The sequence below is a fragment of the Yersinia enterocolitica subsp. enterocolitica genome, assembly GCF_901472495.1.
GTDB classification, from domain to species: Bacteria; Pseudomonadota; Gammaproteobacteria; order Enterobacterales; family Enterobacteriaceae; genus Yersinia; species Yersinia enterocolitica.
The window spans coordinates 3,212,427-3,235,152 of record NZ_LR590469.1; the positions used below are offsets into that span (position 1 = coordinate 3,212,427).

The following is a 22,726-nucleotide window of genomic DNA, read 5'->3' on the forward strand; positions in this document are numbered from 1 at the left end:
GCTGATTCTATATTTCATCTATATGCAAAATTTACATAAATTCAATACATTTATATAACGTAACGGCCCCATCCCCCATCCCATTCCCCACTATTCACCCCCTTCACCAAGCAACAAGATCACCCCCACACCCCTTGCCCGCTCTGGCCTCAGCCTCTCTGAATACTCCCCCTCAGACTCTTCAGCAACTGTTCAGGTGTTCAGTTTTTAATACCTACCATCCACGAATTAATGAATACATATGAATACTGACTGAACAGTTATTGGTAAACTATTCAGTCGGTTTTTATCTTTGTATTTCAATTAATTAAATCTATTTCTGAACACTCTGAATAAGCCAGAGGTGAGAAATAATTAGTAGGGTGGCTCTCCCGGTTGCGAATGGTGGGGCAGTGCCAGGGCAGGGAGCCAGTCATTGGCGGTGTCGGATAAATCCATGTTGTAACGGAAGCCTTTGTCGGTCCTGGCTTTTTTGTATTCTGCGCCAAATTCTTTCATTACTTTGGGAAAGTCTTTGCCGAATTTGGTTAACGATAATGAATGCTGATGGCCGTAAGCCTCCATATAGGCCAGATAAGCGTGATACAGATAAATACGCGGAGCGCGCGGGGAAATTGCCAGCGTTCCCATATACATACCGACCGCTTCGCCCAGCTCGACAATGTGGGCGCAGAAGCCATAAAGCGGATCGGCATCCCGCTTAACCCCCATAGCCTCCCGTGAATGTGCAATTTGCTGTTCAATCCAGTCATTCACCTCACTTTCAACAAAAGCGATGGCCCGCCCGCCTATTTTTATCGGTGGTGGGAATCGTTTTTGTTTTAAGAGTTTATAAATCCAAGGTCGGCTAAAACCGGTACGTTTTAATACTTCTGGCAATCGGATTAATGATGAATAGGTCATTCCATGACCCCTGTTATCTCTCGGTGGCTACTGAATTAATTGAAACAAAATCAGGCCGTAATAGGGGGAAGTGACCAATAAATAAGAAGAACCTTTATTCCGCTGATTTTAGGTCAATCCGTAACGCGAATACGTTAGTTGGAAGCGAATACTGTGGTTGGAAACCCATAGCGGCGAGTTGGAAATAAATTTCCGCTCGTCTAAGGATTATCGGCCTCGGGCAGAGAAACAAGCAGCGCCTCGCTGATCAAGTTACTCATTTGCTTTTCGGTCACCATTTCCCCGCTGAAACCCGCGTTGAGCATAGCCTGAGTCGCCACCCGGGCGATGGCGGTTTTATTCATTTTGACGCCGCGCCGGCACTGCGGGTTGTTCCTGGTTAACGCGATTGCCATACCGGCAATAAACGCCAGCGCGGTTTCTTTACCAGCAAAAGGCCCCAGTTTTCTTCCGCTTGCCGTTGCTCCGGCACTGGTGCAGCGCCTGGCGGCAGCGGCCAGTGAAAGCTATGCGCCTTAAGCCAGCCCTCCACTTCAGCCCTTAATAAATAACCGTCATGGCGAATATCTTTATTAGTATTGGTATAACTAATATCCCAACAACTTAATAGGTTGCAATCCACTGCATCCCATAATGAGTTCTCATAATTAATTATTACCATTCCTATATCATCAGTTTGAATAGAATAAGGCATTACCCCAACAATCAATGCCGCAGTTTCTTTTATTGTAATATTGATTCTGGATAGAAATGGCGTTAACCATTTTGGCAATTTATCTTTAAGAATATTTTGATATTCTTCGTCACTGTCGCGCAGGTTAATCTGCAAAAGTTGTTCTATTTCAGTGCGGTTAAATCCGACGTAATCATAACAATTCATGCTGTTAATACCTCAGAAGGGAAGTTCGTGATCATCCTCCTCATCGGGCCGGTGATTAAATTCGCTGGGTTTATAACTTTCAGGTATCCATCCATCACAAGGCGCTCCATCCATTTTAGGGTTGGCCATCGCTGCCGAGAGCAGATCAAAATAGCAAAGTTTGGGGTCATCAAAGCTGGGGGGGCGGATCATGCCGAGCGCGTCCTGAATCAATAACGGCGGTGTAACTGGCCTGGCATCAGTCAATTCTATTAGCAACCAGTTGGCTATCTGTGCCTGACTCATCGCGGGGTGGAGACACGAAATGCGCTCAATCAACTCCCTGATACTGATAAATTCCTGCTGCTTTGCCTTGAGCTTTTCCGCTGGATTTATCATGAGATTACTCCTGTTATCTCTTTATAAGCCGCCGAATCTTAACCCTGCTTATCGTCGCTGACCAAAAGTGCCATGCAACACATTACCCCCTAGTTCAAGGCTATCCATATAATCTGAATACCACTGCAACATCTCCTGTCGCCCATCGAGATATTGAGCATGGTTATACGTGCCACGAATTGAGTTTTTATCCACATGAGCAAGCTGAGTTTCAATCCATGCAGAGTTATAGCCTTGCTCGTGCAAGATAGTGCTCATGGTGTGGCGAAAACCATGTCCAGTTAACCGCCCTTTATAACCCAGCAGTTCAATCACCTGATTGATGCTCTCTTTACTGATGGGTTTGCGGTGGTCATTACGGCCAATGAATACCAGCGGATAATGATGGGTCAGCGGGTGGAGTTGCTTAAACGCGGTAATAACTTGAATAGAAAGAGGAACAACATGGGGGCGTTTCATTTTCATGTGCTCAGGAGGGATGTGCCATAAGCCTTTATCGAGATCAAGATCCTCCCAACGGACAAAACGCAGTTCTTGGGTGCGAACACCGGTCAACATAATAATCCGAGTGGCAGTTTTAGTAATTATGCTGCCAGTATAGCCCGCTAAATCTCGTAAGAAATAAGGCAACTCTTGAGCTGTGAGGAAAGGTAAATGCTGTTTCTTATGGGTTTGCAAAGCACCGGCTAAATCCGGTGCCGGATTATATTCCGCGCGCCCGGTAATAATGGCATAACGAAATACTTCGCCGCAGCGCTGGCGTACTTTACGCATTTTCTCCAATGCGCCACGCTTTTCCATGCGTTTGAGCGTTTCCAGCAATTCCATTGGTTTAATATCAGCTATTGGGCGACGGCCAATAAAGGGGAAAATATCTTTTTCAAAGGTATCGATAATTTCTTCGCGATAACGCAATGACCAGCGATCGGCTTTATTTTTATGCCATTCCCGCGCCATTAATTCAAAGCTATTTTCCATCGCTATTTTTTGCGCCAATTTCTCAGCTTTTTTAGTCTCTCCGGGATCTGTTCCGGAGGCTAAAAGCTTCTTCGCCGTTTCTCGTTTTTGACGTGCATCGGCCAGCGATACATGGGGATAAACCCCAAAAGCAATGCGCTTCTCTTTGCCGCCATAGCGGTATTTCATACGCCAGTATTTCGCCCCACTGGCCCTGACTTCGAGATATAACCCTCCCCCATCAGTCAACTTGTAGGATTTCTCTTTCTGCTTTGCAGTCTCTACCTGGCGGGCATTGAGTTTCATTTGGGGGCATCTCTAAAATGACAGTATTTTTATGCCCCCAATTATGCCCCCAGCACAGGGTAGAAACCAGTAGACCACGGTAGATTCAGACAGACTACTTTCGTTGCAACCATTGGAGTATAAAAGGATTTATTGACGAGAAGAGAAAGCAGGAGATAGGCTTTGGCGGAAGATCACAGGAGTCGAACCTGCCAAGGGCCGCTGGCGGCCCCATCTGGATTTGAAGTCCAGCCGCCCCACCGGGGACGATGATCTTCCAGAGAAGATATGAGTGTAAGGCGGTGATTATAGCGTGTTTATTATATGGTGCTATTCATTCAATAGGCATGATGAATAAATCCCCTAATCAGGCGGAATCTAACGTCATCGTCTGCGGCTTACAAACGACTAATAGCTGACCTCGCCATACTTATCACGATGCTCTTTTGGCGTGATCGAATAGCCTTTTTTGAAGACCGAATAGAAATATTGCAGCGATGGATAACCGCACATTTGAGATATTTCATTGATGGGTAATGAAGTTGCAGATAACAAATTGCGCGCCCGATCGAGCTTCTCTTCATGAATAACACCATGAATAGTCTGCCCAATATCATCTTTGAAGCGCTTTTCCAGATTTGAGCGCGACATCCCTACTGCATCCAGCACCTGTTCAACCTTAATCCCCTTGCAGGCGTGATGGCGGATATAGTGCATCGCCTGAATCACGGCCGGATCGCGTAATGACCGAAAATCTGTCGAACGCCGCGCCATCACTTTCACCGGAGGCACCAGAATACGCTGCAACGGCGCAGCTTCTTGTTGTTTCTGGCGCTGATTAAGGCGCTGATGCAATAACTTAGCCGCACGATAGCCCATCTGCCGCGTCCCCTGCACCACCGACGAAAGTGCCACTCGCGATAAATAGCGGGTTAGTTCTTCATTATCAATACCAATCACACTCAATTTCTCTGGCACTGCAATGTCCAGATGCTCGCACACTTGCAATAAATGGCGCGCCCGCGCATCAGTGACAGCAATAATTCCCGTCTGATGTGGCAAAGTTTGCACCCAGTCTGCCAGCCGATTTTGCGTGTATTGCCAGTTAGCGGGTGCAGTGGCCATCCCCTGATAGACCACTCCTTGATATTGCTCTGCCGCGACTAATTGCCGGAAGGCATACTCTCGCTCCTGCGCCCAGCGTTTATCACTACTGGCCGGCAAGCCATGAAAAGCAAAACGGTTTAAACCCTTCTCTTTCAGATGCATAAATGCCGCCTCAACCAGAGCCGCGTTATCCGTTGCAATATAATCTACTGCCGGATAATCCTCTGGCTGATGGTAAGACCCCCCCACGCCGATAATTGGAACATCAACATTCGCCAGCAGTTGCTCTATCTGCCGATCATCAAAATCGGCAATAACACCATCGCCTAACCAATCCCTGATATTCTCAATGCGGCAGCGAAAATCCTCTTCTATAAAGATATCCCAGTCGCACTGTGAGGCCTGCAAATATTCACCGACACCTTCCACCACTTGCCGGTCGTATACTTTGTTAGCATTAAATAACAAGGTTATCCGGTAGCGTTTCTCAAACATGGGAATAGCTCCTGAAATAGGTGGGGGAATAACAGACAAAGAGATCAATGCAGTATGGCATTGATCTCTTTTTGAAGATGGGATCAGACCCGGCGTTTGGTGGCAGAATCCATCCACACTGCCAACAGCAAAATTGCACCTTTGACAATGTACTGCCAGAATGTCGGCACATCCAGCATGCTCATCCCATTGTCGAGAGAAGCCATGATAAATGCCCCCATAACGGCTCCCGCCACACTCCCGATCCCACCCGCCAGGCTGGTGCCACCAATGACACAAGCGGCAATCGCATCCAGTTCAGCAATATTACCGGCTGAAGGTGAGCCAGCCCCAAGGCGTGAACTGAGAATCAAACCTGCCATGGCAACCATCAACCCGTTGATCGCAAATACCGCCAGTTTGGTGCGTTCCACATTCACCCCAGACAAGCGCGCGGCATCGATATTGCCGCCAATAGCATAGATCCGGCGGCCAAATGCGGTGCGGGTGGCCATAAAAATACCCGCCAACATCAATGCCGTGAGAATCAATACCGGTGTAGGGACGCCCCGATAATCATTCAGTAAATATATGGCACCAAGAACGATAACTGCGGTAATAGTTTGGCGAGTAACATCACCTTGTGGCGCGGCAACAGGCAAGCCCAGCCGGATACGATGGCTACGTCGACGCCACTGCCAGACAACAAATAACATCAGGCCAATTGCGCCAATGCCAAAGCCAAGGCCGTTTGGCAGATAACTTTGACCAATCTGCGACATGGCATTACTGGTAGGTGAAACGGTCGTGCCGTTGGTAATGCCGATTAAAATGCCACGGAAAGCCAACATCCCCGCCAATGTGACAATAAACGAAGGCACTTTGCGATAAGCAACCCACCAACCATTCCACGCGCCAAGCACCAGCCCCAATCCCAGAGTGACTACAATGGTCAGAGGGAGCGGCCAACCGAGCCACACATCAAAAATGGCTGCCGCACCGCCCAATAACCCCATCATCGAGCCAACAGACAAATCAATTTCGGCCGAAATAATGACAAACACCATCCCCACCGCCAAAATGCCGGTGATCGCCGTTTGTCGCAGTAGATTCGAGATATTCCTGGCGCTGAGATAGGCCCCTTCGGTGGTAAAAGTGAAAAACAGCATAATCACGGCAATAGCCGCCAACATGACAAAAACTTGTAAATTAACCGATTTTAGTCGGAATAATGGCTTTTTATCGCCATTTTCGGGTGTGTTCACTTCAGTTTGATTAGCTTGCGACATGGGTTTCACTCCTGAGTGCGGCTTCCATGACCTTCTCTTGCGTCAGATTATGGTTAATGAGATCGGCTTTGATGCGCCCTTGATGCATGACCAGCACCCGATCACTTAATCCCAATACCTCAGGTAGTTCAGAGGAAATCACAATGACCGCAATCCCCTGCTGAACTAATTGATTGATAAGTTTATAAATTTCATATTTTGCACCAATGTCGATACCGCGCGTCGGTTCATCGAGAATCAAAATTCGTGGGTTCAGTAGCAAGCATTTGGCAAGAATGGCTTTTTGCTGATTACCCCCACTGAGTCGGGCAATGGCCAGCTCAGAAGAGGAAGTTTTCACCTTTAACCTGGCAAGTGATTGCACAATAATTGATTGTTCTTTGGCGTCATCCAGCATGCTGAAAGAGCCGGTGAAGTCATCTAGCGCAGCCAGTGTGATATTAGCCCCCACACCCATAACCGGTACGATGCCGTCTTTCTTACGATCTTCTGGCACCATGGCAATCCCAAGTTTCATGGCTTGTTGGCAATTACTGATGGTCACAGCTTTACCATCAATAAATATCTCGCCTTGCCAGCGACCAAAGTAAACACCGAATAAGCATTGCACTGTTTCTGTTCGGCCAGACCCCACTAGCCCAGCGACACCTAATATCTCCCCGCGTTTTAAAGAGAAAGAGACATCATCCACTCGCCGGATATGGCGGTTTACCGGGTGCCAGGCACAGATATTTTCCACTCGCAGAATTTCCTCACCAATGTGGTGGGCTTCGTGTGGATAGAGTTCTTTCAGTTCACGGCCAACCATCATGGCGATGATGTCATCTTCACTCATGGTCGCCGCAGAGCGAGTGCCGATATGGTGGCCATCGCGGATCACACAGATATGATCTGATATCGCTTTCACTTCATTCAATTTATGCGAGATATAGATACAGGCAATGCCGTGATTGCGTAGATCACGGATAATATCCAGCAAAATAGCCGTTTCGCTTTCGGTTAAAGAAGCGGTCGGTTCATCCAGTACCAGCAACCGAACTTGTTTGTTCAGCGCTTTGGCAATTTCCACCAATTGCTGCTGCCCAAGCCCCAATTCCCCCACTGGGGTATGAGGGTCTACCACCAGTTTGACCTGGGCCAGCATTCGTTGGCAGCGCAGGTACATAGCGTCGTAATCCATAATGCCAAAACGCCCCCATTCGGAGCCGAGAAACATATTTTCCAGCACCGACATTTGCTTCACCAATGCTAATTCTTGATGAATTATCGCGATGCCTTTTTGTTCGGTTTCACGAATATTTTTTGCCTGAAGTATCTCACCTGAGAAAATTATTCCCCCCTGATAGGAACCTGCGGGGTAAATACCACATAACACTTTCATTAATGTGGACTTTCCAGAGCCATTTTCGCCACATAAAGATAATACTTGCCCGGCTTCCAATGTCAGGCTGATATTATCCACCGCCTTAACGACACCGAACTGCTTGGTAATTTCTTTCATTTCTAGCAGGTAGGGCATAATTCCCTCCATATATCTTTTATGCCAGGGGTTGCCAGCATGATTAGCTACAACTCCAATGACTCCTGATATATTCAGTAACGAAAAAATAATTAGTAAATGTCCGATTTCTTGTGGAATCCATCTGCGATGATTGTGCTATCGATATTATTTTTATCTACCTGAATCGGTGTTAACAAATAAGCAGGAACATCTTTTATACCGTTATTTAATTTACTATTTGCTTTTGGTTCCTCGCCTTTACCCAAACTTACCGCAATTTCCGCAGCATCGTTGGCTAATTTACTGATTGGCTTATATACCGTCATAGTTTGGGTGCCAGCAACAATACGCTTTATTGCCGCTAAATCAGCATCCTGTCCAGAAATAGCCACTTTACCCGCCAAACCTTGTGCTGCTAACGCCTGAATAGCCCCACCGGCGGTGGCATCATTAGACGCCACGACAGCATCAATTTTGTTATTGTTAGCTGTTAGCGCATTTTCCATGATTTTTAAGGCATTTTCTGGTAACCAGGCATCAACCCACTGATCACCGACAATTTTTATTTTCCCTTCTTTTATCAATGGATTAAGCACTGTCATCTGCCCCTGACGGAACAGCTTGGCATTATTGTCTACCGGCGAACCGCCCATCAGGAAATAATTACCTTGTGGCACGCGTTCAACCAGACTTTTAGCTTGTAATTCACCTACTTTTTCATTATCGAAAGAGATATAAAAGTCAATGTCAGCATTATTTATCATACGGTCATAAGCTAATACTTTTATTCCTTCCCGTTTTGCTTCGGCGATTACATTACTTAATACTTGCCCGTTATAAGGAATAATAACCAAGACATCGACACCACGGTTAATCATATTCTCAATCTGCGACATTTGAGTTTCTTCATTGCCATTCGCTGATTGAACAAATACTTTAGCGCCGAGAGACTCAGCCTTGTTAACAAAAATATCGCGGTCTTTCTGCCAACGTTCAAGGCGAAGATCGTCTATTGCCATACCGATTTTAATTTCTTTACTGAATCCGGGCTGGCTAAACATGACCAGTGCGGCACATGCGGAGAGTAAAATGTTCTTAAATTTCATCTTTCGGTACCTTTCTTATTGTGCAAGCAGGGTAAGAGAAACGGTAAACATCAACTGCAATAGGGATTGTTGTCGCTTATTTGCACATCGGCAATTACAGATTTTCGTCCGCCAATTATGTTTTTTGGTTTAATGTTAATTTTATGATAACGATCATGTTTTCTTTCCTGCAAAATGCATAATTCCAGTAAGAGATGTTATCCAGACAATGAATACCAGTGATTCTTTATAATTAATTGGGTATTTATGAGATCTACACCACAATTAATAATTCTCTGAATTTAAGTGTGAAATAACGTAATTGAGAGAATAACAAACAACTCCGAAGATAAAAGCTCACCAGCCCGATAATGCGGGTCAGCTTCCAAGGAGTATTGCATGTCATCTTATTTTGATAAATTAGAACAAGTGCGTTACGAAGGCAGCCAGAGCTCTAACCCACTGGCATTTCATCACTACAATCCGGATGAAATTATCCTTGGTAAGCGAATGGCCGATCACCTAAGGTTCGCTGCCTGCTACTGGCATACCTTCTGCTGGGGCGGGGCGGATATGTTTGGCAGCAATGCCTTTGAGCGCCCGTGGCAACAATCGGGAGATGCATTGGCTTTGGCAAAACGTAAAGCTGATGTGGCTTTTGAATTCTTCCATAAACTGAATGTGCCTTATTACTGCTTCCACGATGTGGATGTTTCTCCAGAAGGCGCATCATTAAAAGAATATCTCAATAATTTTGCCGTTATGACCGATGTATTGGCCGAAAAACAAGCCAGTAGTGGCGTAAAATTATTGTGGGGTACAGCCAACTGCTTCACCCACCCGCGCTACGGTGCCGGGGCGGCCACTAACCCAGACCCAGAAGTTTTTAGCTGGGCTGCCACTCAAGTCTTTACCGCCATGAATGCCACCCAAAAACTTGGCGGTGAGAACTATGTTTTGTGGGGCGGGCGCGAAGGTTATGAAACACTGTTAAATACCGATTTACGGCAGGAACGTGAGCAAATTGGCCGCTTTATGCAAATGGTGGTCGAACATAAACACAAGACGGGCTTCCAGGGCACATTGTTGATCGAGCCAAAACCACAAGAGCCGACTAAGCATCAGTATGATTATGATGTTGCTACAGTTTATGGTTTCCTCAAGCAGTTTGGGCTAGAAAAAGAGATTAAAGTTAACATTGAAGCTAACCATGCCACTTTGGCTGGACACTCTTTCCATCATGAGATTGCCAGTGCGATTGCATTAGGTATTTTCGGTTCGGTGGATGCTAACCGTGGCGATCCACAATTAGGTTGGGATACCGACCAGTTCCCGAACAGTGTGGAAGAAAATGCGCTGGTGATGTTTGAAATCCTCAAAGCCGGTGGCTTTACTACCGGTGGGCTGAATTTTGATGCCAAAGTACGCCGCCAAAGTACCGATAAATATGACCTGTTCTATGGCCATATCGGCGCAATGGACACCATGGCGTTAGCCCTGAAGATTGCAGCAAAAATGATTGAAGATGGTCAATTAGATAAGCAAGTTGCTGAACGTTATGCCGGTTGGAGTAGCGATTTGGGGCAACAAATCCTAAAAGGTAAAATGTCGCTGGAAGATTTAGCGTCCTATGCCGAGCAACATAATCTGAACCCACATCACCAAAGCGGGCATCAAGAACTGCTGGAAAATAGGGTTAACCGCTATATCTTCGGCTGATAAACCCCGAGGCCGCAGACAAAGCCAAATGAAGGGGAAACGTGCCGTTGGGGTCGCTCTTAGTTTCAAATACAAGTGCGTAAGCCACCGAAGCGCCCCCAGGCACGGTCAACCCTTCACTCTCTGGACGATAAATATGAGGAACACATATGTACCTTGGCATCGATCTGGGCACCTCCGGCGTTAAAGCCATTCTACTGGCCGAAAACGGGCAAGTTATTGCCAGCCAAGGTGCTGCATTATCTGTCTCCCGCCCACACCCCTTATGGTCTGAGCAAAGTCCCGCCGACTGGTGGCAAGCCACTGATCAAGCTATGCAGGCTTTAGCCGCAGACCATGATTTAACACAGGTAAAAGCGCTGGGATTGACGGGCCAAATGCACGGCGCTACTTTGCTGGATAAACAGCATAAGGTGCTGCGCTCGGCCATTTTATGGAATGATGGCCGCAGTTTTGCCCAGTGCCAGGCGCTGGAAAAAGCGGTACCCGAATCCCGCCAGATTACCGGCAACCTGATGATGCCGGGTTTTACTGCACCGAAGTTGAAATGGCTGGCAGAACATGAGCCAGAGATTTTCAATCGCATCGATAAAGTATTGTTACCCAAAGATTATCTACGTTTTTTGATCACCGGCGATTTTGCCAGTGATATGTCAGATGCTGCCGGAACAATGTGGCTCGATGTGGCAAAGCGCGACTGGAGCGATGAGATGTTGGCGGCCTGCGGCCTAAATCGCCAGCATATGCCCGCCCTCTTCGAAGGCAGCCAGATTACCGGCCATGTCAGTGCCAATATTGCGCGTCGTTGGGGTATCAATCCCGTGCCAGTCGTCGCCGGTGGAGGAGATAATGCCGCCGGTGCCATCGGGGTGGGCTTATATCAAACCGGGCAGGCAATGTTATCGCTGGGGACATCCGGCGTCTATTTTGCCGTCAGTGATGGCTTTCTGAGTAACCCGGCCAGCGCTGTGCACAGTTTTTGCCATGCTTTACCCAATACCTGGCACCTGATGTCAGTGATGCTGAGCGCCGCATCCTGCCTTGATTGGGCATGCCAACTCACCGGCGTCGAGAGTGTTCCTGCGCTGATTAATGAAGTGGAAAATACACCACCAGCCGCCACTCCCGTGTGGTTCCTACCCTACCTTTCCGGTGAACGAACCCCCCATAACAACCCTAATGCTAAAGGGGCTTTTTGGGGATTTACCCACCAACACGGTCGGGCAGATTTAGCTCGTGCGGTATTGGAAGGAGTAGGATTTGCTTTAGCTGACGGAATGGATGCCCTGCATGCCAGTGGTTTACAACCCACATCAGTCACGTTAATTGGTGGTGGTGCGCGCAGCTCTTATTGGCGGCAAATGCTGGCAGATATCAGCGGCCAGACTTTGGAATATCGAACAGGCGGTGATGTCGGCCCCGCACTCGGCGCTGCCCGGTTGGCCCAAATTGCTCTCAATCCGGATGTCCCGTTAGCCGAATTACTGCCTGCATTACCACTGGAACAAACTCATTTCCCTGATGCACCGCGCCATCAATATTATGCGACCCGTCGCGTTATCTTTAAAAAGCTCTATCAACAATTACTGCCATTATGTGAATGTGAGTAAGATAAAGTGCAAGCTATAAGCACCTGGCTAACAGAACAGGTTGTGGAAATTATATCTTCTTTTCCACAGCCTGAATGCGGCAATGGCCTATCGAGCAGTTAACGCTGCGAATGATCATCTGACCAAAATCATCCATATAGCCGAGACTATAGCCGTTGCCATTATATCCGGGAGTCTTAACGGACTCAGTACCGAATGGCGCAATCATAACATTGTCAAAACCGGGGAAATTACCGCGATTATCCCGATTTAAATGCCCTAACGTGACGTAATACGGCGTAGGGTTATGAATTTTAAGTTCTTCTCCTTGCTGCCTGATCTGTAACTTCTCCTGCCAGACATTCTTATAATCCGCTTTAATTGCCGCTGGCCGATAAAATAACTTTATTTTATTTTGGATGGCGATTTGCACTGCTGCGGTTATTTCACTTTTCGGGGGAATTTCCCGCACATTAAAATAGAATAAAGTTTCACGGTCAGCGGCTAATTGCTCGATATCTGGCAGTGAAATAATTCTCACCAGGCTTTTCTGCCCCACATCAATTCGCTGTATGGCGGGTAAAGCAGACAAGGGGCTATCTACTTTCTGCCCAGCGGCATTTTCCAACCAGGATTGCGCCAGATAAGGCAATACCTCGCTTTTATTTTGCAAAATGACACTGGCTGACGTATCGACACTATTGAAAATAATCCGCGTTCTATCCAGAGATATTGACGCCTCACTCATCATCGTGACAAACAACAAAGCTGTTCCTACCAGAGTATTATTCCGCTGTCGGTTTGCCCGTATCAGGATAACGTTATTAAGGTTTGCCATGACTTATTCCATTCCCATTGATTGTCATACCGTGAATAACGGTTTGCCTTACTCACTATTTTCGGCCAATAAACTGTTTTAATGAGCCTATTTGGCCATTAACTCTTTAACTTACTGAACGGGCGGTGGTAAAAAATCTGGTCCCTTTTGCTCCCTATGATGGCCGGATTTGGCATTCCACTTAGCTCAAAACCCGCAGATGATGGAACTCTACCGAAACGGCGGAGGGCCGGATATGACTAATAGCGCATTACTGATAATTGATGTCCAACAATCATTCGAACATAAATCTTTTTGGCAACAACAGGAGCTCCCTGCCTTCTCTGCGGCGCTGAACCAACTCATTGCGGGCTGTAAACAGCGCGGAGTAGCACTGGTAGATGTATTCCACGTCGCGCCGGAAGGCCCGTTTTCGCTGGCTTCTGGCTATGTGAAGCCCATGTCATTGGTTTCCCATCACGCCGATGTGACAGTGCAAAAGCGAGTGCATAATGCACTAACTGATTCAGGGCTGGATCAATGGCTGAAAGAGCGTCAAATAAGCCATCTGATTATTGCCGGTATACGCACCGAACAATGCTGTGAAACCACCGCACGCGTGGCGTCAGATCTGGGTTATCAAGTCACTTTTGTCACGGAAGCCACACTAACCTTTCCAATGACCCAGCCCAACGGCATTGTTCTGAGCAGTGAGGAATTGAAATTACGCACGGAAACGGTGCTCGTCGACCGGTTTGCGACTATCCATACCGTCGCGCAAGTACTGGCAGCACTGGATTCACCACCATCAGTAGCGGCTACCCAAAAAGTCGTCAATTGGCAGCCACAGCCTTATTTTCCTCGGGCTATCACACCTGCGGGTATCAAAAATCTTAACCGCTGGCAGTTGAAGCGCTATGTAATTCGTTATGCGCAGGCGCAAGGTACCGCGCCCGATTATGTCCCTGCTTATCAACTCGTCAGCCAGTGGTTACCCCTTGCTGCTGAAACAGTGGATCGCCCCGGTGTTGGTTTTGTGATTGAACATCAGGGGAAAACATTGAATTACCTGATTGTTGGCTGGTGGGATAACGAAAACGAATTGCGGGTGAAAGTCTGGGTGCAGGAACAGGGAATTTGGCGCGCGGCGCGTGATGAATCTTTCTGTGTTTGGGATTTACAGGTAATGGCCTTTGAGCGCGATGCTTTTGTTGATACTTTGCTACAGCACACTCCGGATATTCCGGCTTATATGAATCGTTATCTGACGATAACTGTGGATTAACCATGCAACGAAATGTCTATTTTCTCTTGCTGCCCGGCGTACTGTCGCTGGATTTAACCGGCCCTGCCGAAACGTTACGGCTGGCGGGGTCATTTAACCTTTGTTATATCAGCCCATTACCCGAGGTAATGTCCTCCACCGACATGATGTTAGGCCAATTGCAGCCGCTACCTGACAGCTTACCGGAAGGTAGCTTGCTGGTAGTTCCGGGGGTGAGCGATTCACGTCACTATTTTGCGACAGAAACAGCCGCAATAGCCCGCCGATGGTTACAGCAACAGAAAGCCGCCATTACGCAGCAAAAAACGATATTGGTTTGTGTCTGTTCTGGAGCATTGCTGGCAGCGCAAGCCGGGCTATTGGATGGCTATCAATGCACAACTCATCACCATGTGCTTGAACGGTTACGCCAGCAAGCGCCGGCGGCCCAAACCAAAGAAAACCGTATTTTTGTTGAAGATTGTGGAGTGTATACCAGTGCCGGGATTACCGCCGGTATTGATCTCTCTTTACATCTGATCAGCCGTTATTGTAGCCCGCAAACTGCACTGGAGGTGGCGCGCGAAATGGTGGTGTATTTTCGCCGCTCAGGTGATGACCCGCAACTTTCACCCTGGCTACGTTACCGTAACCACCTCCACCCGGCGGTACATCGGGCACAGGACGTGATGTCAGCAGAGCCACAAGCGGAGTGGTCACTACTTCAAGTGGCGCACAAAGCACATGTCAGCAGCCGTCATTTAACCCGATTATTCCGTGAACATGTCGGGATCAGTGTGCGTGAGTATCATGAACAATTGCGGGTCGCGGTAGCTGAAGTCCGCCTGCAAGAAGGATTTAATCTGGAGAAAGCCGCACTGGCAGCCGGATTTTCCTCCGGCCGTCAGCTTCGGCGCGCACAACAGCGTGGGCACCCAGTCACTAACTGACTAATCGCCGCCGATCAAGGCGTTGCAGCCCCATCGACAATAAAGTGCTTAACGCCAGTGCTAAGGCAAAGACATAAAAGATATCCAGCACTGGATAGTCAGTAAAATCATAATGATGGGTGCGGATGAAATGAATAATCAGTGCATGGAAACCATAAATAGCCAGTGAATGTCCAGCCAGCCAACTCAAGCAGGCAATGGGCTGATTCAGGCAGTTTTTAAACCACACCAGCAGTGATACCGCCGCAACAAAGACCAAGGGGCCGCAGTACATATAGAAGGTATCGGCAAAGCTGCCATTAATTCGTGTCTGTTTCTCCGTTGAGATGGCAATAAATACCACGCTCATGATAAACAATAATGCCGCGCCCCAACTGATAGCTCGCCCTCGCGTCTCAAGCATGCCAATAGCTCGCCCCAGCAGCGCATACAACAAGTAATAGAAAGTATCGCCGTAGATATAGAGATTTATCGGCAGTAACTGAAAACCACCGATTGAATATTTACTGGTCTGCGGGTTGGCAACCACCGCCAACAGCAAAATAACGACCGCCAGATAGCGGCCTGATACCGGTTTGACGTTAATCAGTGGTGAGACCAGATAAACCACAATAATGGCGTAGAAAAACCACAAATGATAAAACACGGGTTTTTGCAGGATGTTTTTCAACGACGCCCAACCATTGATTGGGGTCAGAGTAGAAATATAGATAAGTGCTATCACGCTGTAAAACAACAGGCATAGCCCGATGCGGGTAAAATGCTTTTGCTGTGCGCTTTTTTCACCAAAAAACAGATAACCGGAGATCATAAAGAATAGGGGCACACAGGCCCGAGAAGCCGAATTCAGCAAATTGGCGATGTCCCAGTTAGCTTCCCCAACTTGCGCCCCGCTGGTGACGTAATAGGTGGTGGCATGGATCATGACCACCATAATGCAGGCAACGGCCCGCAGATTATCAATCCAGCCAATCTTATTGGTCATGCATACTCTCTATCACCGTCTTGTCTTTCGCGTACATAAAAACGCTTATCTATTTATGTCACCAATAATCAGGCTGCAAACAATAACGTAAATTTGACTGAGACCCAAAGTAAATGAACCCCATCAGGACGAAGGGTAATTGTTGCCATAAAGTTATATTGACGGCAAAATAGCCGTCCTAATGCGCTCTGACTGTAGATCCTGCCTGAGTGCTTCCAGTTTTTTATGTTTACTATTAATACTTAACCTATGCAAACTTCATTCTCACCCGCGACGCGTTTAGGTCGACGGGCGCTTTTATTTCCCTTGTGCCTGGTATTATTCGAATTTGCCGCATATATCGCCAACGATATGATTCAGCCCGGCATGCTGGCGGTTGTCGCCGATTTTAATGCCAGTATTGAGTGGGTTCCGACATCAATGACGGCCTATCTGGCTGGCGGAATGTTCCTGCAATGGTTGCTTGGGCCGTTATCAGATCGTCGTGGCCGTCGCCCAGTGATGCTGGTTGGTGTCGCATTCTTCGTGGTGACCTGTCTTGCCATATTATTGGTCACGTCGATTGAACAGTTTATCGCCATGCGCTTCCTGCAAGGGATTGGTTTGTGCTTTATCGGCGCAGTCGGTTACGCCACTATTCAGGAATCCTTTGAAGAAGCGGTCTGTATCAAAATTACCGCACTGATGGCTAATGTGGCACTAATTGCCCCGTTACTCGGGCCATTGGCGGGTGCCGCCTTGATCCATGTCGCCCCGTGGCAGTTCATGTTTGTGATATTTGCGGCGCTCGGCGCAATTTCATTTGTGGGGTTGTGGCGCGCGATGCCAGAAACCGCCTCACGCCAAGGGGAAAAGCTGTCGGTAGGAGCGATGTGGCACGATTATAAACAAGTGCTGACCAATCGCCGTTTCCTGTGCGGCTCCCTCGCATTGGGCTTCGCCAGCTTGCCTCTATTGACTTGGATTGCCCAGTCCCCAGTGATTCTGATCAGCGGTGAGCAACTCTCAACCGTGGAATATGGCATTTTGCAGGTACCCATTTTCGGCGCACTGATTATCGGCAACCTGACATTAGCGAAATTGAGCGGTAAAACCAGCGTTCCGCAACTTATCCGCTATGGTGCCGGCCCGATGATTATGGGTCTAATAATTGCCGCTGGCTCGACCCTCTATTCATCCCATGCTTATTTGTGGATGACTGCCGGGTTAAGTCTCTATGCCTTTGGTATTGGCCTGGCGAACGCCGGTTTAGTACGACTGACGCTGTTCTCCAGCGATATCAGTAAAGGGACAGTGTCAGCTGCCATGGGGATGATCAGTATGATGGTCTTCACCTTGGGGATTGAATTTGCCAAAGTGGCTTATCTGTGGGGAAACAGCGGTATTTTCAATCTGTTCAATCTCATCAGCGGCTTGCTGTGGCTGGGCTTGGTGATAATTTTTATTCGCCGCCAGCCGGAAACCCTGGCTACTGAGTAATGTTCTTTGCACTGGGGAAAACTCTCCAGTGCATTTATAACCGGAAATCAGCGTGTAACTGCGACCAATGCATGCAAAGCATCATCTTATGATCTTCATTCATCGGTAATTTCGTCAACATCTCTGGCCAGTCGCGACGAGCAATTTCAATAGCCTCTTCCAGATGTGCTTTTATAGCAGGGTAAGATACACCGATACGCTCACTCCATATTTTGAATGTTGCAAAACTCATTGAATACCAATTTTTTTCTCTCGCCATCTTCAATGCTAACTCAGACTCATTCGGTATATAGGCTTTGGTAAAAACAATATCATAAGCTGGTGAAAGTTTTGCGTGGCAACCATCAGGGTAGATGACGGTCCAATTCTTAAGATGGGCATCACCATTAGCTAACATGATATTAGCCAACAAACGGCGGGCCATCTGTTGAATGTCAGCCAATCCACCAGCATTATCATGCAAAATACTGGCAATTTGTTCGTAATTATTACCTTGGTATTTTTTGTCCGGATACCGATTAAATATTTGTGCAAAGTCCTCAGTGTGTACTCGCCCATTCCCTTTACGATCAAAACGTCGGATCAAATAAATATGCTCACCTGGAGGTAATTGAATGTCAGGCAAATGATCAATTTGCTCTCTGGGTGCCAATATAATATCAGGTATATTCACGCCAATAGCTTGTGCCAGACGCATCGCAGAATATTCATTCTCGGGTACATTTTTATGTATTGTCGATGGGACTTTTACTATCCAGCTATCGTCGCCCACATCAGTAGTTATGATGAAACGGCCATTCCTATAGTTGGATGAAAATTTAAGTTGCACACCAGCCAATGAAAATTTATCTGCAATATTTTTTGCATTTATTTGTACTGCTTCTATTTTCTCATGAGCTGAAAGCGCCCATTGCGGGATATCGCCTTTGGTCAGTGGGTGAGCTATCAACGCACCAGCCAGGTTATCACCAGCACGAGCCAACAACGGAAACTCATTATCTTCATGAATTTTTAGTTGTCCCACCATCATCTGCCGTAGCGCCCCTTCGGGTAGCAAATTAGATAATACCGGTGGTAATTTTTGTTTATTAATCTGCGTCCTACTCAGATAACCCGAATCAATTTGTTGGGTTAAGGTGAAAGTTGGTCGGTGTTTATCTGGCATAGCGATATAGTCAGGATCGAACGAGAGAGCATTCCGACCACCGGTATAATGCACCAACACACCAATGCGAACCTCTCCCAGAAATAGTGCCAGCCCTTCGACTCTTTCAACCTGTTGGGGCATTAATCAATCCTCCAAGTGTCTATATTTCTGCTGCCATGGGCTGCTATGCTCGCTGTTATCTTCAGTCTCTACCATGTTTGCCGAGTTCAATCTCTGACGCAATTCCCGAGCCTGATCGCGCGTCACAAATACCATTTCCAAATTAAAGCCATCCAGAATACGCAGCAGGGTTGAAAGATTGATATCTCCTCCTTTTTCGAACTTGGAAACCTGCTGTTGCGTCATCCCATTAACCAGACGCATATCAGATTGTTTAAGTTTCTGCTGCTGGCGGATACTTTTTATTTCTTCTGCAACATCTGTCAGTGTTCTCATGTCATCCCAATTACATTCTTTATGATGTATTTTAAGCATAACACATAATAATCGATGTATTTTATGATAAATACATGTTAACAGATGTATGTCGCGCAAAATACATCATTAAAAGTGTATTTAAGGGAAATACATCTATAGCGATGTAAAATAGACAACCGATTAATTCACAGAAGAAAACAGCCCGCTGTCGCGCAATAAATGGTCATTACCCCGACGGCGAGTGAAGCCGCTGCGGTCAAAGAATTCAAGGATTTGAATCGCCAGCTTACGGCCAATACCTAACCGGTCACGAAAATCTGCTGCGCTGGCGCTGCCTTGACTGGCATCCAATTCACGAATCAAATCAGCAAACTGCTCAATACGTTGGCTCAGATAGTAGCGGTCGGGAACAATTGCCGTGATGTAGCCCAGTTGTGCCGCTTTACGTAGCAAGCTGCGCATTTCACTTTCATCCATTGCCAATTGTGCCGCTAAATCACGAACCCACCACGGATCGTCAGAGAAATAGGGGGCAACCTGTTGCCATCGTGCTTGTTCTTGCTCGGTAAATCCCAATCCATGATCAGGCAGATGCAACCAGCCACGGGTATTTTTTAGCGCGCCTTGTGCCAGCAGATTATCAATTAAACGAAACACCAATGCTTCATCCAATGTCGGCAATGCCATGCGCCGCAACCGCGCCCGCCCTAATCCTAACTGATCACTATGCTGTTGATGGTAGAGACATAAAACATGCAATAAGGTTTGTTGAGCTTGCTGAGCATGAGGGCTAGACAGAGCAATATCACCGGCTACCACACAATCAGTACCTGCCAGCAATGCTGCCATATCATGGTTGTTAAGCTGACGCGCCCAACTGAATTTATGCAGAGAAATTGGCCCTTGTGCCAAATGCAACTCCAGCACCTCAGGATCGCTCTTCGCTTGCGCTAACGCGGTTAACCACGCCAAAAATGCCGGTTGCCGTTTCCCCCGTTTTGGCACTGCCAGATGAATAACACGCGCCCCACCCAATGTCTTTTTCGCGGCAATATCTCGCAGAATCAAACGATCATTCTCAGCCAACCACAGGGGATTATCCAGCAGTAGCTCGGCCAGTATCAATTGGGATTGATCGCCCTCCGGTTGAGGGGGGTTAAGCAATGAAAAGCGCCCGGTAATATGGCTGGCGGCATGATGCAAATGCAGCGGTTGCCAGTGCTGTATCGGTTCATCTGCATCGACGACGACCAACACTCTATCCACGGGTTCCGCTGGCTGTTGGGCCAATAGCCAGTCACCACGATTGATCTGTTGTTTGCTAATATCGCCGGAAATATTCAGGGCAATGCGCTGGCCCGCCTGCGCATGTTGGGTATCCTGGTTTTGAGCGTGTATACCTCGCACCCGTACTGGGCAATCACTGCCCGTGAGCCATAAGGTATCACCCACCGCTACTTTGCCCGCTAGCGCCGTCCCTGTGACCACTAAACCTGCGCCTTTCACACTGAAGGCGCGGTCAATAGCCAGACGAAACCGCCGCGATAGCCGGTGACTATTTTCATCTTGCTGCTGGCATTGCGCCAGATGCTCGCGCAATTCACTAATACCCAGGTCGGCCGTAGCCGCAGTGACAAACAGCGTGACTTGCTCGATTTCCCAGCCTTGGGCTAACAGCTCAGCCATCACTTGCTGGCGTACTTGCGCAATACGCTCGTCATCCACTCTATCGGATTTAGTCAGCGCCACCGTCAATGTCGGGCGGCCCGTCAGCCGCAGGATGGCCAGATGCTCGCGGGTTTGCGCCATCACGCCATCATCACAGGCCACCACCAGCAAAGCATGAGCAATACCGCCGACGCCAGCCAGCATATTGGCAAGAAATTTCTCATGTCCGGGGACATCAATAAACCCGATAATGCTGCCATCAGGTTGTGGCCAGTAGGCATAACCCAAGTCAATGGTCATGCCGCGTTGTTTTTCTTCCGGCAAGCGGTCTGCATTAACCCCGGTAATGGCTTGTAAAAGCGTGGTTTTACCGTGGTCAACATGACCCGCAGTTGCAATAATCATGGTGCCAACTCCCTGAGCAACGCCGCTTCATCCTCCAGACAGCGCAAATCCAACCATAAACGCTCATCTGCCACGCGGCCAATGATCGGTTTAGCCAAACCACGCCAGCGCGCAGTGAGTGCTTCCAGCGCACTTCCGCTGCCCTCTTTAGGGGTAAATGTTACCGCCCAACTGGGTAACCGGTCTACCGGTAATGAACCACTGCCAATCTGCGACCAGCATGACTCAACCGCCAGCGTAAACTCAGCGCCATAGCTGCTATTTAAGGCGGCCAGCACCCGCTGCGCACTCTCGGCAATATCTTGCGCCGGACGAGTTAGCAGCCGCATTGTCGGTAACAATTCGGTCAAACGATCGGGTTGCTGATAAAGGCGCAAGGTCGCATCCAGTGCAGCCAGTGTCATTTTATCGGCCCGAAGCACCCGCTTGAGCGGATGCTGCTGCAATTGATCAATCCACTGCTTTTTGCCGAGAATGATCCCTGCCTGAGGGCCACCGAGCAGCTTATCCCCTGAAAAAGTCACCAAATCGACGCCCGCTGCAATTAACTGCTGCGGCATCGGTTCCGCCGGTAAGCCGTAGCGGGTCATATCCACCAGCGAACCACTGCCCAGATCTGTTGCGGTCGGAATCGCAAATTCATGCCCTAACGCAGCCAGTTGCTGCTCCGCCACCGAGGCCGTAAAGCCCTCAATACTGTAATTGCTGGTATGCACTTTCATCAGCAAACCAGTATGTTCGCTAATGGCCTGACGGTAATCTTTTAGATGAGTGCGGTTGGTGGTACCCACCTCAACCAGCTCACAACCAGCCTGACGCATCACATCCGGGATACGAAAAGCGCCGCCAATTTCCACCAATTCACCCCGAGAAACCACCACCTGCTTCCCGGCAGCCATGACAGTCAGCATCAAAAATACCGCAGCAGCATTATTATTAACGATGCAGGCATCTTCCGCTCCAGTCAGTTCGCAGAGTAAATCGGCTACCGCGCGATCACGATGGCCACGACCTGCACCACTCAGGGAATATTCGAGGGTAACCGCGCCGCGCATGGCATCAGTTACCGCAGCAATAGCGGATTCCGCTAAAGGTGCTCGCCCTAGATTGGTGTGTAAAACGGTGCCGGAGAGGTTAAAGACGGGTTTTAATGCGGGTTGACGTTGGTTCAGTCGATGACGTAAAGCCGCAGGCCAGTCCGCACACCAATCAGCCAACGTATGGAATTGACGGATATATTCACGGGCTTCAGCCTGCATCAAACGCAGGTTTTCAGTTAACAAGGCTGCGCCATATTCATCCAGCAAAGGGGCCATTTCTGGCGCTCGCAGCAAGCTGTCTATGGCGGGTAACTGACTGTAAAGGTGATGGGGTTCTGCGCTCATAGCCACTCAAATCAGGGGTAA

17 protein-coding genes, 1 tRNA gene and 4 pseudogenes are annotated in these 22,726 nt (G+C 48.1%); 5 read left to right on the plus strand and 17 right to left on the minus strand.

Features of this window, described 5'->3' with window-relative positions:
* Nucleotides 1–354: 354 nt before the first annotated feature.
* The 11 genes and pseudogenes from FGL26_RS15310 to xylF form a co-directional block, all read right to left on the minus strand.
* A pseudogene (locus FGL26_RS15310) lies at nt 355–723 on the minus strand (winged helix-turn-helix domain-containing protein); the annotation flags it as partial.
* Nucleotides 718–903, minus strand: a pseudogene (locus tag FGL26_RS21550) (helix-turn-helix transcriptional regulator); the annotation flags it as partial. The pseudogenes FGL26_RS21550 and FGL26_RS15310, both read right to left, overlap by 6 nt.
* A gap of 200 nt (nt 904–1,103) precedes the next feature.
* Nucleotides 1,104–1,435, minus strand: a pseudogene (locus FGL26_RS21490) (hypothetical protein).
* Nucleotides 1,436–1,549: 114 nt separating this feature from the next.
* Nucleotides 1,550–1,783 (minus strand): annotated as a pseudogene (locus FGL26_RS21495) (hypothetical protein); the annotation flags it as partial.
* 12 nt (nt 1,784–1,795) lie between these two features.
* Nucleotides 1,796–2,161, minus strand: a complete 366-nt coding sequence (locus tag FGL26_RS15320) for a hypothetical protein (protein ID WP_005174996.1) — start codon at nt 2,159–2,161, stop codon at nt 1,796–1,798.
* Nucleotides 2,162–2,209: 48 nt separating this feature from the next.
* Entirely contained in the window at nt 2,210–3,424 is a 1,215-nt protein-coding gene (locus FGL26_RS15325; RefSeq protein WP_005174999.1) for a tyrosine-type recombinase/integrase, read from the minus strand.
* A 163-nt stretch (nt 3,425–3,587) separates the two neighbouring features.
* Nucleotides 3,588–3,682 (minus strand) — tRNA-Sec (locus FGL26_RS15330).
* Between the two features lie 129 nt (nt 3,683–3,811).
* Nucleotides 3,812–5,005, minus strand: a complete 1,194-nt coding sequence (gene xylR, locus FGL26_RS15335; protein WP_138060249.1) for a D-xylose utilization transcriptional activator XylR — start codon at nt 5,003–5,005, stop codon at nt 3,812–3,814.
* Between the two features lie 83 nt (nt 5,006–5,088).
* Nucleotides 5,089–6,273: a xylose ABC transporter permease XylH gene (gene xylH, locus FGL26_RS15340; RefSeq protein WP_011817423.1), complete on the minus strand. Its 1,185-nt coding sequence runs from the start codon at nt 6,271–6,273 to the stop codon at nt 5,089–5,091.
* Nucleotides 6,260–7,792: a xylose ABC transporter ATP-binding protein gene (locus tag FGL26_RS15345; RefSeq protein WP_032912850.1), complete on the minus strand. Its 1,533-nt coding sequence runs from the start codon at nt 7,790–7,792 to the stop codon at nt 6,260–6,262. Before FGL26_RS15345 ends, xylH begins: the two co-directional genes overlap by 14 nt.
* 92 nt (nt 7,793–7,884) lie before the next feature.
* The gene (xylF, locus tag FGL26_RS15350; protein ID WP_005175009.1) at nt 7,885–8,880 is read right to left on the minus strand and encodes a D-xylose ABC transporter substrate-binding protein; all 996 of its coding nucleotides are present in this window, start codon (nt 8,878–8,880) and stop codon (nt 7,885–7,887) included.
* Between the two features lie 378 nt (nt 8,881–9,258).
* Between xylF and xylA the strand changes: the two genes are divergently transcribed.
* Together xylA and xylB are read left to right on the plus strand one after the other, a co-directional pair.
* Nucleotides 9,259–10,578 (plus strand): xylose isomerase, encoded by a 1,320-nt coding sequence (gene xylA, locus FGL26_RS15355; protein ID WP_005175011.1) that lies wholly within the window; start codon nt 9,259–9,261, stop codon nt 10,576–10,578.
* Nucleotides 10,579–10,727: 149 nt separating this feature from the next.
* Nucleotides 10,728–12,188, plus strand: coding sequence for a xylulokinase (xylB, locus tag FGL26_RS15360; RefSeq protein WP_005175013.1), 1,461 nt, complete (start codon nt 10,728–10,730; stop codon nt 12,186–12,188).
* Nucleotides 12,189–12,237: 49 nt separating this feature from the next.
* On the opposite strand, the gene FGL26_RS15365 is transcribed toward xylB, so the two are convergent.
* The gene (locus tag FGL26_RS15365; protein WP_005175015.1) at nt 12,238–13,005 is read right to left on the minus strand and encodes a fimbrial biogenesis chaperone; all 768 of its coding nucleotides are present in this window, start codon (nt 13,003–13,005) and stop codon (nt 12,238–12,240) included.
* Nucleotides 13,006–13,240: 235 nt separating this feature from the next.
* On the opposite strand from FGL26_RS15365, the gene FGL26_RS15370 reads away from it, so the two are divergent.
* Both FGL26_RS15370 and FGL26_RS15375 read left to right on the plus strand, forming a co-directional pair.
* A complete protein-coding gene (locus FGL26_RS15370) occupies nt 13,241–14,269 on the plus strand; it encodes an isochorismatase family protein (RefSeq protein WP_005175017.1) in 1,029 nt (342 codons plus the stop codon).
* A gap of 2 nt (nt 14,270–14,271) precedes the next feature.
* Nucleotides 14,272–15,198: a GlxA family transcriptional regulator gene (locus FGL26_RS15375; RefSeq protein ID WP_138060250.1), complete on the plus strand. Its 927-nt coding sequence runs from the start codon at nt 14,272–14,274 to the stop codon at nt 15,196–15,198.
* Here FGL26_RS15375 and FGL26_RS15380 read toward each other — a convergent pair.
* On the minus strand, nt 15,191–16,183 hold the full coding sequence (locus FGL26_RS15380; protein ID WP_005175021.1) for an acyltransferase: 993 nt from the start codon (nt 16,181–16,183) through the stop codon (nt 15,191–15,193). The genes FGL26_RS15375 and FGL26_RS15380 overlap by 8 nt on opposite strands.
* A 249-nt stretch (nt 16,184–16,432) precedes the next feature.
* Here FGL26_RS15380 and FGL26_RS15385 point away from each other — a divergent pair, with 249 nt between their 5' ends.
* Nucleotides 16,433–17,662, plus strand: coding sequence for an MFS transporter (locus FGL26_RS15385; protein ID WP_005175023.1), 1,230 nt, complete (start codon nt 16,433–16,435; stop codon nt 17,660–17,662).
* Between the two features lie 34 nt (nt 17,663–17,696).
* On the opposite strand, the gene FGL26_RS15390 is transcribed toward FGL26_RS15385, so the two are convergent.
* The 4 genes from FGL26_RS15390 to selA all read right to left on the minus strand — a co-directional run bounded on the left by FGL26_RS15390 (nt 17,697) and on the right by selA (nt 22,705).
* Complete coding sequence (locus FGL26_RS15390) at nt 17,697–18,950, minus strand: type II toxin-antitoxin system HipA family toxin (protein WP_005175025.1); 1,254 nt, start codon at nt 18,948–18,950, stop codon at nt 17,697–17,699.
* Nucleotides 18,951–18,953: 3 nt separating this feature from the next.
* Entirely contained in the window at nt 18,954–19,265 is a 312-nt protein-coding gene (locus FGL26_RS15395) for a helix-turn-helix domain-containing protein (protein WP_005175027.1), read from the minus strand.
* 162 nt (nt 19,266–19,427) lie between these two features.
* Entirely contained in the window at nt 19,428–21,320 is a 1,893-nt protein-coding gene (selB, locus tag FGL26_RS15400; RefSeq protein ID WP_005175030.1) for a selenocysteine-specific translation elongation factor, read from the minus strand.
* Nucleotides 21,317–22,705: an L-seryl-tRNA(Sec) selenium transferase gene (gene selA, locus FGL26_RS15405; protein ID WP_005175032.1), complete on the minus strand. Its 1,389-nt coding sequence runs from the start codon at nt 22,703–22,705 to the stop codon at nt 21,317–21,319. The genes selB and selA overlap by 4 nt, the downstream gene beginning before the upstream one ends.
* Between the last annotated feature and the right edge of the window lie 21 nt (nt 22,706–22,726).